General features: G+C 59.5%; 10 protein-coding genes. 7 read left to right on the forward strand and 3 right to left on the reverse strand.

Annotation, left to right across the window (positions count from 1 at the left end; genetic code table 11):
* Positions 1–2 precede the first annotated feature (2 nt).
* From ribE to GS_RS08445, 3 genes are read left to right on the forward strand one after another with little or no spacing between them, the layout of a single operon-like run.
* Positions 3–470: a 6,7-dimethyl-8-ribityllumazine synthase gene (gene ribE / locus GS_RS08435; RefSeq protein ID WP_010942334.1), complete on the forward strand. Its 468-nt coding sequence runs from the start codon at positions 3–5 to the stop codon at positions 468–470.
* Positions 470–886: a transcription antitermination factor NusB gene (gene nusB / locus GS_RS08440; protein ID WP_010942335.1), complete on the forward strand. Its 417-nt coding sequence runs from the start codon at positions 470–472 to the stop codon at positions 884–886. The genes ribE and nusB overlap by 1 nt, the downstream gene beginning before the upstream one ends.
* Positions 887–925: 39 nt before the next feature.
* Positions 926–2,236 (forward strand): homoserine dehydrogenase, encoded by a 1,311-nt coding sequence (locus GS_RS08445; protein ID WP_010942336.1) that lies wholly within the window; start codon positions 926–928, stop codon positions 2,234–2,236.
* 57 nt (positions 2,237–2,293) lie between these two features.
* On the opposite strand, the gene yrfG is transcribed toward GS_RS08445, so the two are convergent.
* Together yrfG and thrC are read right to left on the reverse strand one after the other, a co-directional pair.
* Positions 2,294–2,968, reverse strand: a complete 675-nt coding sequence (yrfG, locus tag GS_RS08450) for a GMP/IMP nucleotidase (protein WP_010942337.1) — start codon at positions 2,966–2,968, stop codon at positions 2,294–2,296.
* A 24-nt stretch (positions 2,969–2,992) separates the two neighbouring features.
* Complete coding sequence (gene thrC / locus GS_RS08455; RefSeq protein ID WP_010942338.1) at positions 2,993–4,378, reverse strand: threonine synthase; 1,386 nt, start codon at positions 4,376–4,378, stop codon at positions 2,993–2,995.
* A gap of 161 nt (positions 4,379–4,539) precedes the next feature.
* Here thrC and GS_RS08460 point away from each other — a divergent pair, with 161 nt between their 5' ends.
* From GS_RS08460 to GS_RS08475, 4 genes are all read left to right on the forward strand, one after another.
* The gene (locus GS_RS08460; RefSeq protein ID WP_010942339.1) at positions 4,540–5,481 is read left to right on the forward strand and encodes an AAA family ATPase; all 942 of its coding nucleotides are present in this window, start codon (positions 4,540–4,542) and stop codon (positions 5,479–5,481) included.
* A 113-nt stretch (positions 5,482–5,594) separates the two neighbouring features.
* Positions 5,595–6,347 (forward strand): DUF58 domain-containing protein, encoded by a 753-nt coding sequence (locus tag GS_RS08465; protein WP_235045016.1) that lies wholly within the window; start codon positions 5,595–5,597, stop codon positions 6,345–6,347.
* Positions 6,334–8,268 (forward strand): transglutaminaseTgpA domain-containing protein, encoded by a 1,935-nt coding sequence (locus GS_RS08470; protein WP_010942341.1) that lies wholly within the window; start codon positions 6,334–6,336, stop codon positions 8,266–8,268. The genes GS_RS08465 and GS_RS08470 overlap by 14 nt, the downstream gene beginning before the upstream one ends.
* Positions 8,269–8,375: 107 nt before the next feature.
* Entirely contained in the window at positions 8,376–10,229 is a 1,854-nt protein-coding gene (locus GS_RS08475) for a tetratricopeptide repeat protein (RefSeq protein ID WP_010942342.1), read from the forward strand.
* A 6-nt stretch (positions 10,230–10,235) separates the two neighbouring features.
* Here GS_RS08475 and GS_RS08480 read toward each other — a convergent pair whose 3' ends face one another.
* Positions 10,236–10,949 (reverse strand): energy transducer TonB, encoded by a 714-nt coding sequence (locus tag GS_RS08480; RefSeq protein ID WP_010942343.1) that lies wholly within the window; start codon positions 10,947–10,949, stop codon positions 10,236–10,238.
* Between the last annotated feature and the right edge of the window lie 49 nt (positions 10,950–10,998).

Here is a 10,998-nt window from a genome sequence, read left to right on the forward strand (position 1 = left end):
CCATGCCCCGATTCATCGAAGGCAAGCTCGACGCTACCGGACTTCGATTCGGCATTATTGTGAGCCGCTTCAACAGCTTTATCGGAGAGCGGCTTCTTGAGGGTGCCCTGGACGCTCTGGTCCGCCACGGTGGCGATGATGGCGACATCGACGTCGTCAGGGTCCCTGGGGCCTTTGAAATTCCGCTTACGGCCCAGAAACTGGTCCAGAAGGGAAACTACGATGCCGTAATCTGCCTCGGTGCCGTGATTCGCGGCTCCACGCCTCACTTCGATTACGTGGCTGCCGAGGTTTCCAAGGGGATCGCGCATGTTTCCCTGGCCACCGGCGTGCCGGTCGTCTTTGGCGTGCTTACCACTGATACCATCGAGCAGGCAATCGAAAGGGCCGGAACCAAAGCTGGAAACAAGGGCTTCGATGCGGCAGTGACCGCCATCGAAACGGCGCGCCTCTACCGGGAGCTCCGCTAGTGGGCGCCCGCCGCCTCGGCAGGGAATTGGCCCTGCAGATGCTGTACTCAAGGGACTATGCTGCCGGCGAAGCTGCGCCGCTCCTTGAGCTCGTGCTGGACGAATCAGAGCCCGGAGCGGCGGCGGGGCGAAGCTTTGCCGACGACCTGGTCCGCGGAGTTCTGGAGCACCGCCAGGAGATCGATACTGCCATCACCGGCGCATCGAAAAACTGGTCCATCGGCCGCATGGCCCGGGTCGACCTGAGCATCCTGCGAATGGCCATGTATGAGTTGCTGTTCCGGTCCGATATTCCCAAGAACGTCACCATAAACGAAGCCATCGAGGTGGCAAAGAAATTCGGTACCGAGGACTCGCCGGCTTTTATCAACGGCATTCTGGACGAAATCGCTTCAACGCTCCCTGATAAGGGGTAGCGGCCTCACTAATCCCGACAGGCACCAGAACGAGGAATCATGAAAGAGATCAAGATCGGACTCATCGGTTTCGGCACCATCGGCACGGGTGTCGCCAAGCTCCTCCAGGCCAACGCCGGCCTCATTGCCGACAAGGTCGGCGCTATGGTTACTCTTAAAAAAATTGCCGATCTGGACGTAACCACCGACAGGGGCATCGAGCTCCCTCCGGGAACGCTCACCAGCAATGTGGCCGACGTGCTCGATGATCCGGAGATCAGCGTGGTGATTGAGCTGATCGGCGGGTATGAGCCGGCCAAGAGTTTCGTGCTGCGTGCCATCAACAACGGCAAGCACGTTGTTACCGCCAACAAGGCCCTGCTCGCCCTGCACGGGGAGGAGATCTACCCGGCGGCCGCTGCCAAGGGGGTTCAGGTACTTTTCGAGGCGGCGGTAGGCGGCGGCATCCCGGTCATCTCGGCCATACTGGGTAACATGGCGGCAAACAACTTCACCACGGTGCTCGGCATCCTCAACGGAACCTGCAACTATATCCTCACCCGCATGACTCAGGAAGGGGCCGATTTTGGCGATGTCCTCAAGACCGCCCAGGAACTGGGCTATGCCGAGGCGGATCCGACCTTCGACATCGAGGGGGTCGATACTGCCCACAAACTGGCGCTGCTGGTTTCCCTCTGTTTCGGGACAAAGGTTGATTTCAACGCCATCCACACCGAAGGGATCAGTTCCATCTCGTCAGCGGATATTGGTTTTGCCCGGGATTTCGGGTACAAGATCAAGCTGCTCGCCATTGGCAAGCGCACCGGCGATACCGTGGAAGCCCGTGTCCACCCGACCATGATCCCTGTCAACTACCCACTTGCCGATGTGGACGGGGTTTTCAATGCCATCCGCTTCACCGGCGATTTTATCGGTCCAGTGATGTTCTATGGCCGCGGCGCCGGCATGGATCCCACCGCCAGTGCGGTAGTGGGCGATGTCATTGAAATCGCCCGGAATATCATTGCCGGCGTAAGCCGCCGGTGCGCGCCCCTCGGCTATCGGGACGAGGCAGTCACGACGCTTGCCCTCAAGCCCATGGGTGAGATCGAGGGCAAGTACTATCTTCGCTTCAGTGCCGTCGACAAGCCCGGAGTGCTGGCAAAAATCTCGGGGGCCCTCGGCAAGTACGATATCAGCATTGAATCGATGATTCAGAAGGGGAGGAGCGCCGGTGAATCGGTGCCCATCGTGATCATGACCCATGAGGCCCGTGAAAAGGACATTCGCGCTGCTCTTGAGGAAATCGACACCTTCGAGCTCATCAGCGAGAAGAGCAGGTTCATCAGGATTGAGGACAACTTGGAATAAAAACGTAATGCCGGAAATTTGTGACAGAGAAAGGCAGCCGTTGCAGGCTGCCTTTTTTCATGTCTCGTCGGTATGGGCGGCTGGGATGAGTTGCGTAAAATAGTGAATCGAGGCGTAGCGATCCGATGCTGTGGGTGTGACTGTTGAGCTGTAGCGACTCACATAGATGAGGTGGGCGATGCCGTACTCCTCGGCGGTGCCGAGGTTGGTTTCGCTGTCTTCCCCCAGCAGGGTTCGGGAAGGCTCATAGGGGACACGCTCCTGTAGTTTTTCCCAAAAACGCACGTCTTCCTTGGGAAGGCCCAGATCATGAGCGGAAATGATGCCGGTGAAATAGGGCCCGAGCCGGGTTTTGCGCATCTTCAGTGAGAGGGTCTTGCCGTGAGCATTGGTCACGAGCCAGGCCTGTTTGCCGTGCCGGCGAAGAAAGACCAGGAACTCCACCACGCCGGGGTGGACCGCGATTAGGTGATCGATCTCCTGCTTCAGAACGGGGATGTCGAGCCCGAGTCGCTCCGACCAGTAATCCAGGTCGGTCCAGTTCAAGGTCCTCTCCTGGGAACGGAACAGAGCGTAGAGAAGTTTTTTCGCTTCGTCCAGGGGGATGCCGTTCTGGGCGGCATAGCGTTTGGGTACGTGTTCGAGCCAGAAGTGGTCGTCGAAATGGCGGTCGAGGAGCGTGCCGTCCATATCCAGGAGCACGGTATCGATGCCGTTCCAGTCAAGTTTCATGGCGGTTCGTAACGAAAAAGGCCCTTAGCGGGCCTTCTCCTCGATGAAGGTCCTGATCTGCTCGATACGTGCGTCAAGCACCTCGCACCGGCTCGGCAGGTCTTCAATTCCCATGAGCGATGGAGGACGCGGCGGTTCGAACCCTACTGCGCGCACCACGGCATCGGCGAACTTCGCCGGGTGAGCAGTGGCAAGGCAGATGACCGGCGTGCCGTCGGTCACCAGTTGCCGGGCAGCCCGGACACCCACTGCCGTGTGGGGATCAAGGAGGTAGCCGGTTTCACGGTTGAAGGAGGCGATGGTGTCGACGGTCTCCTGCTGGTTAACCGAACAGGCAAGGAATTCGGTGCGCACGTGCTCCATTTCGGCATCGGAGAAGACGATCCGGCCCCGGGCGGGAAGCGTGGCGAATGCCTCGCGGACCCTGGCAGGGTCTTCTCCGAAGAGATAGTAGACATAGCGTTCGAAGTTTGAAGCCAGCTGGATGTCCATGGACGGCGACACAGTGGGCACCACGGCACTCAGCGAATAGTCTCCGTCATTGATGAAGCGGGCGAGAATGTTGTTTTCGTTGGTGGCCAGGAGCAGTCTGGCAATGGGCAGTCCCATTCGCTTGGCCACGTAGCCGGCAAAAATATCGCCGAAGTTGCCCGTGGGAACCGAGAAGACAACTTCGTCGCCAATGGTCTTTGCCACGCGGAAGTAAGAGAGGAAGTAATAGACCACCTGGGCCAGTACCCGGGCCCAGTTGATGGAGTTGACGGCGCCGAGAGCGTAGCGTTCCTTGAAGGGGAGGTCGTTGAACAGGCTCTTGACGATGTTCTGGCAATCGTCAAAGGTGCCGCGCACGGCAATGTTGTGCACGTTGGGATCGAGTACCGTGGTCATCTGTAGCGCCTGGACCGGCGAGGTTTTGCCGTGGGGATGGAGGATGAAGATGTTGATGTTCTCCTTCCCCCGCACGCCGTAAATGGCGGCACTTCCCGTGTCGCCGGACGTGGCGCCGACGATGTTCATCCGTTCGTTCCGCTCCTGCAGCAGATATTCGAAGAGGTTGCCCAGGAACTGAAGAGCCACGTCCTTGAATGCAAGCGTGGGTCCGTGGAAGAGTTCGAGGATGTGGAGGCCGCCCCGCTCCACGACCGGCGTCACGTCGGGATGATCAAAGGTTGCATAGGAGCGCTCAATGAGACTCCGCAGGTCATCGGCCGGGATGTCGTCGGCGTAGCGGGAGATGATCCGGAAGGCGAGTTCCTGGAACGGCAACGTCTTCCATGCCGCGAGCGTGTCCCGGTCGATGGCCGGTATTGTTTCCGGCAGAAGAAGCCCCCCATCGGTGGCGAGCCCCATCATGACCGCGTCCTTGAAGCGAATGGGCTGAATGGTTCCTCTGGTGCTGATGTAGCGCATGACTGGTCCGTTCTTGAAAGGATTGCCGTACTCCAAGTACCTGAGGCCACGGCGATGGCATCTTAGCAGCAAACGCGTGAAAAGTGAAGCGGTCGCTCCCGCTGTTCCTGTGGTACTATTGAAGGCGATACTCGACCCACGTCTCCTGAAAGGCTCTGTTCATGCACCTCTTTAAACGCGCTGAAATGCTCAATGTCATCGACACGCTGGCCACCAATTACCTCAAGGGCAAGGTCCGCGCGGTCCGCCTGTCGGTAATTGCGCTCCTTTCCGGCGGCCACATCCTGCTGGAAGACATACCGGGCCTGGGCAAGACGACCCTGGCCCTCGCCCTGGCCCGGGCACTGGGGCTCTCCTTTGGCCGGGTTCAGTGCACGAGCGATCTTCTCCCCTCGGATATCACGGGTCTCTCCATCCTCAACCGGGACGAAAACCGCTTTACCTTCATGCCCGGTCCCATCTTCAACAACGTGGTGCTGATGGACGAGATCAACCGCGCCATGCCCAAGACCCAGAGCGCGCTTCTGGAGGCCATGGAGGAGCGACGGGTTACGGTGGAGGGCACCACCCATCCGCTGCCCGAGCCTTTCCTGGTCATTGCCACCCAGAACCCGGTGGAGCAGGTGGGAACCTATCCGCTCCCCGAATCGCAGCTGGACCGCTTCATGGTCCGCAGCGGCATCGGCTACCCGCCCGAGGCCATCGAAAAGGCCATCATCAAGGGAGGGAGCATCCGCGACGGCATCCGCCACCTGGAGCCGCTTGTGACGGTCAACGACATCATCGAGGCCCAACGAACGGTCCGCGAATCCATCTACCTGTCCGATAAGGTGGTTGATTACATCCATGCCATCGTCGCGGCCACCCGCAGTCACCGTGCCGTGACGTCGGGCGTTTCCACCAGGGGCGCCATTTCCATGGCCGAAACCGCCAAGGCCCACGCCTATCTGGAGGGGCGCGACTACGTCATTCCCGAGGATGTGAAGGCGATTGCGGCGCCGGTTGGTGCACACCGACTGATCCTCGGTTTTGACAACGAGAACCTGGACAAGGGGGAGCTATTACACGCCATTCTCGCCACCATACCCGTTCCGCTGGCCTGAGACTGACACGGCCCGGCATCGCCTATATCGTCATAACGCTCCTGATCGGATTCGCGGCGGTCAACACCGGCAACAACCTTCTATATCTGATCGTTTCGGCGCTGCTCGGCTTCATGACCGTTTCCGGGGTTGCTGGATGGCTCAATATCCGCGGCCTTGCGCTCCAGGTGCGTCTGCCCGACGAGATCTATGCTGATCAGGAGACCTTTGCCTACCTGGTCATTGTCAACCGGAAGCGTTTCGTGCCCTCGTTCCTGTTGCGTGTGTCAGTGGAGGGGGGCGGCTGGGCCGATTTCAACCTGGTGGAACGGCAGGCCGACGAGGCCGGTTCTGCCGCGATCAGGTTTCCCCGCAGGGGGATCGTTACCTTGGGGCGAGCCGTGGTGAGCTCTCCTTTTCCCATAAATTTTTTTGTCCGATCAACGGTCCTTCCCCTGGATGCTCGAGGCGTTGTTTTTCCCTCGCCACTTCCTTGCGCCGGCTTTTCCGTTCTGCCGGAGCAGGCGGGAAGAGGGGGGCGCGAGAGTCTTTCACCCGGTTACGAAGGGGAAGTGGACCGGATTTCCGACTATACGGGTACGGAGCCGTTCAGGCTGATCCACTGGCGTCTTTCGGCACGCCACGGTTCTCTGAAGGTGAAAGGGATGACTGCTGTTGCGGACGAGCCGATCATCCTCGACCCGGACCGCTTGCCGGGCAGCGATCGCGAGGAGCGCATCCGGTGCGGGGTCTGGCTCGTAAACCGGGCTATCCGGGCAAACCGTCCCGTGGGTCTTTTTGTCGACGGGCGGACCATCGCTCCTGACACCTCCCGCGCCCATCGGCTCAGACTGCTCACGGAACTGGCACTCCATGGTATCCGTTAAGACCGTTATCACCATTCTCGCCTACCTCGTGGCGGCTCTCGGGTATCTCCCCGTCGTACTCTATGCGGACTGGCCAGCGCGACTCGCGGCTCCGCTGGCCTTGGCGCTGGGCATTGCATTTGATCGCCGGGGACGGCATCCTCTGGCCGGCATTCCGGCAACACTATTCACGGTCGTTGCCTTTGCGGCGTACTTACTCCAGTGGAGTCGCTCCAATCCGGCAGCGCCGGTCGTGAACTTCCTCGTCATGCTTCTGTCGGTGCGGCTGATCAACGAAAAGAGTCCGCGAAACCTTCTTCAGATATTTGCGCTTTCCCTTTTTCTCCTGGCAGGGTCATCGCTCTTCAGCCTGAGCGCCCTGTTTCTGTTCTATCTGACGCTCCTGCTGGCCCTTATCGCTATTGCGCTCGTTCTTCTGGCCTTTCATAGCGTCGACGAAGGTATCAGTCTCACCTCCCGCGCACTCAGGCGCGTGGTCACGGCGGCCCTTGCCATGCCCGCCGCGTCACTGCCGCTACTGCTCGTTTTTTTCGCCATCCTGCCGCGGACCCAGTTTCCGCTCCTCAGTTTTCTGAATGCCCCGGGGGAGAAAACAACAGGGCTCAGTGAGCGCGTGGAGCCGGGCACGTCCTCCAGCGTAGCCGATGTCCACACCGTTGCGTTCAGGGCCGAATGCGAGCGGTTGGAGCGGAATGAGTTGTATTGGCGGGGACTGGTCCTGGACACGGCTACCCCGGCTGGATGGGTGCGCGGGACGACCCCGACCGCGGATTCGCCTGCCCAGCCACAGGGAAGAGCCGTGCGTCAGGTGATCTATCCCGAACCCTCGCGCACCACGTACCTGGTGGGGCTCAACGTGCCGATTCGCATGGACGGAATCCGAAACAGGCAAGCCAATGATTTTACCTTTGTCAATCGGGGACGTCCGGGGGGGCGGATCAGGTATGAGGTGCAGTCGGTGGTGTCCGACACTATTGCCGTCAGGGGGACGGTGGACCGAAACCGCTATTTGAAACTGCCCGAACGGATCTCCGGCAGAACAATTGACCTGGCACGCCGGTTGACTGCCGGCGCAGCAAACGATGCGGCCAAGCTAGAAAGGATCGAGGCGTGGTTCCGTGATGCCGGATTCTCTTACGCTACCACAGGGCTTCCGCTGTCGGACGATCCGGTCGATGCCTTTCTCTTTGGCAGCAAAAGAGGACACTGCGAGTTTTTTGCGTCATCGTTCGCCCGGCTGTTGCGGGTGGCGGGCGTACCGGCGAGGCTGGTGGGGGGCTACTACGGCGGGGAATACAACGAACTGGCCGGCTATTATCTGGTTACCGAAGACCGCGCCCATGTCTGGGTGGAAGCGTTCATAGAGGGACGAGGTTGGGTAATGGTCGACCCAAGCGCCTTTGCCGTCAACTTCGCTCGAGTGGGCGAAGCATCCAGAGCCGGGATGCTTGGCACAATGACCCGCGTGGTCGACTCGCTCTCCTATCTCTGGATTCAGACAGTTATCACCTATGACCTCCAGAAACAGATCGAGCTGGTCCGCACGGCGAACAGCCGGTTCAAAGACCTCCGCATGCCGGGGGATGTGCGTCTGGTCGCGGCGGCGACAATCGGAGCACTGGCGGCGTTGGGGTGCGTCTTGGCTATTCGCCGTCACAGGCCTGCCGGCAGGGAGAAACGGCTGCTGAAACGTCTCCGTGCAAAGCTCACCCGTTTCTACGGCCTTCCCCGGGATCCGGATCCCTCGCAGGGACTGTCTGAAGTCGTCGCAGGACTGAACGATCCGGCGGCAACGGAGTTCGTCGCCATTTACGGTGGGGCGGTTTACCACGACCGGCGTCTCACCCCTGATGAGGTCCGCCGCCTTGATCGATTACTTGAAGAGATCGGCAGGAGGCACCATCGTCGTAGCAGCCCATAGTGCGCGAAGCTACGCTATTTCGCAGGGTGTCCGCGCTTGACAAGGTACACTCTTTCCATTAGGTTACAAGTACATGTATTTTGACCTTCACAGACAACGGATGGACGGTGAGCTCCAAAAAAGATAAACATCTCGACAGTGCCCAGAAGTTCCTTATCAAGGGACAGGTCGACCGGGCGATCCGTGAATACGAGCAAGCAGTAACACTCGACCCCAAGGATGTGCGGGTCCGGCAGAAGTACGCCGAGTTGTTGGTACGCGCCAGCAGAAAGAACGAGGCGTTGCGGGAGTTCGAAGTCATCGGTAAGTTCTACGCTGACAACGGCTTTTTCCTCAAGGCAATCGCGGTCTACAAGCAGATCCAGAAAATCGACCCCTCCAATTCGGGCACATCTCTCACCCTTGCCACCCTCAATGAAAAGCAGGGACTTGTCGGCAATGCCCTGGCTGAATACAAGGCTGTCTACGACTTCTACGAAAAGAGCGGGCAGCTCCGTGAAGGGGTAAAGGTCCTGGAGCGCATGCACTCCCTGGACCGGGAGAACATCACTATTCGCCTGAAACTGGCCGACACTCGGAACAAGATCGGCCAGACAGATGAAGCGTATCAAGAGTTCACCGTCCTGGCCCGCGAAATCAGAGCGAAGGGCGATGCTGCTGCCTACGGACGCATCTGCGAACGGATCGGGCAACTCTTCCCGGAGCGGAGGGAGTTTCTCCTCGTCGTTGCCGAAGATGAACTGGCCGCCGGTAACCATGCCGCCGCTCTCCCCCTGTTGAAGCAGTTCGCGAACGACGAGCGCTTCAATCCGCGCGCACTCTATCTTCTGGCCGACGCTTCCCGGGCAGCGGGCGACCTGAAAACCGCTTCGGATGCATACAACCGCATCGTGCTCAACTACCCCGGAGAGCTTACCGCCTGCAAAGGGCTCTTGTTCTGTCTGCGTCATAGGGGTGATGTGGAGGAGGCGCTTGAACTCCTGAAGCGCTTTGAGCCCGAATTCCTCAGCCACGAGCCCGAGACCCTTGAACAGTTCTACCTGTCGCTCCAGGAGATCGCTCCCCATAATGAGGCTATTGCCGAAGGGGTGCGCAGGGTTCGCGGGACAGCCGACAAGGATGTTGAAGTCTCCGGTGAACAGGAGCAGGAACTCGCATCGTTTTCTGAAGATTCGGCTCCCTTGCCGGATGGCTCGCCCGCTGTCCCTGAATCTCCCGCTGCCGGGGTGGCAGAAGTTGACTTCGATTCCGATGAGTCCCTCTGGGAAGAAGAGGTTGAGATCGGGCTTGAAGGCGACGGCGATGCCGACCTTGAAGAAATCGAGCTCGAAGTTTCCGTGCTGGATGAATCGACCGATTGGCTTGCCGGCCCCGAAAGCGAGGCTCCGTCATTAACGGACGACTTGTCCCTTGATTTCACTGAGGATGAGCTGAACGATCTTGTGCCGCCCCCCCCATCCGTTCCGCCGTCCCCCGGCTTGAAGGGTGATAAGTATGGGCTTGACGGCCTTTTCTCAGCGTTCAAAAAAGGGGTGGGGGAACAACTCGACCAGGGCGACACGGAGACTCATTACAACCTCGGCATCGCTTACAAGGAAATGGGACTGTACGATGATGCCGTCGCCGAGTTCAAGGCAGCGGCGCAGGACCCCCGTCGCCTTGTGGATTGCATCACGCTTCAGGGGATATGTTACCGGGACAAGGGAGAACCGGCCCGGGCGGAGGAGTTGTTCAATTCGGGGCTGATGCTGTCGGAGCTTTCGCCGGAGGAGTTCCTCTGTCTGACCTATGAATTGGCACTTACCCTCGAGCAAAAGGGAGACGTGGAAAAGGCCCTGACCGAGTATCGCAAGATTGCCGACGTCGACCCAGCTTTCCGTGACACGGCCGGCAAGCTGGAGCATCTGGGCCACGACGGCCTTGCCGATGCGGATCTTGTTGATCTTGAGGAAACGCCGTAACGCCTTTTACGAAAAGAGCAGTCCCCGGGGCGCCACAAGTCGGACCGGGGCCAAAAACAACTCGCTGGTATAGCTGTCAGGCAGGGGGGGCAAGGGGTTAGCCGCTTGAATCGCCTGGAGAATCAACCGGTCATAGGCCGGACTTCCCGTACTCTTCACCAGCTGCACGTCAACCATCTCGCCGCTTTTCTTCATCACAATGGTGAACATCGCCTCCGAACGACCCAGATCCATTCCAGACGCGTTCGCAACCGTCCACCACCGCTCGTTTATGGTTTCCAGCAGCGTAAAGTAATATTCGCGGACATCGCTTCTCAGGGATTCGCCTTCGGCTATGCCGCGGAAAAAGCCGCGGGACATGCCCAGCGAAAGAGGCGAGGGGGGCGCCGAAACCACCGGCGGGGGAGGCGGCTCAACCGCCTGGGGGGGCGGAAGAACTTCTTCGGCAGGTGGTTGCTCGTTTTCCACCGGCAAACTCATGTCGCTCGCAACAGCAGGTTCAGGTACGGGTGCCGGCTTGCTGTCGGGCGGTGATGGCGCAACGGGGCGAATTTCACTGCCGGACAGATCCACGGAAACGACCTGCATCCCTTCAACGCCGGCCACATGGCGCGGCAGGAGTGAGGTTACGGAATAGAGTGCTCCGTGCAATGCAATGGAAAGGGCGATGGTCCAGAGCATCGGCGCATCGCTTCGTCTTGTCTGTATCAACTGGTCCATGGACTGACTCCCAGGCGGAGTAGGTACGTTACGTGGTCATTCTACCTTT

This window comes from Geobacter sulfurreducens PCA, from assembly GCF_000007985.2.
GTDB lineage: Bacteria > Desulfobacterota > Desulfuromonadia > Geobacterales > Geobacteraceae > Geobacter > Geobacter sulfurreducens.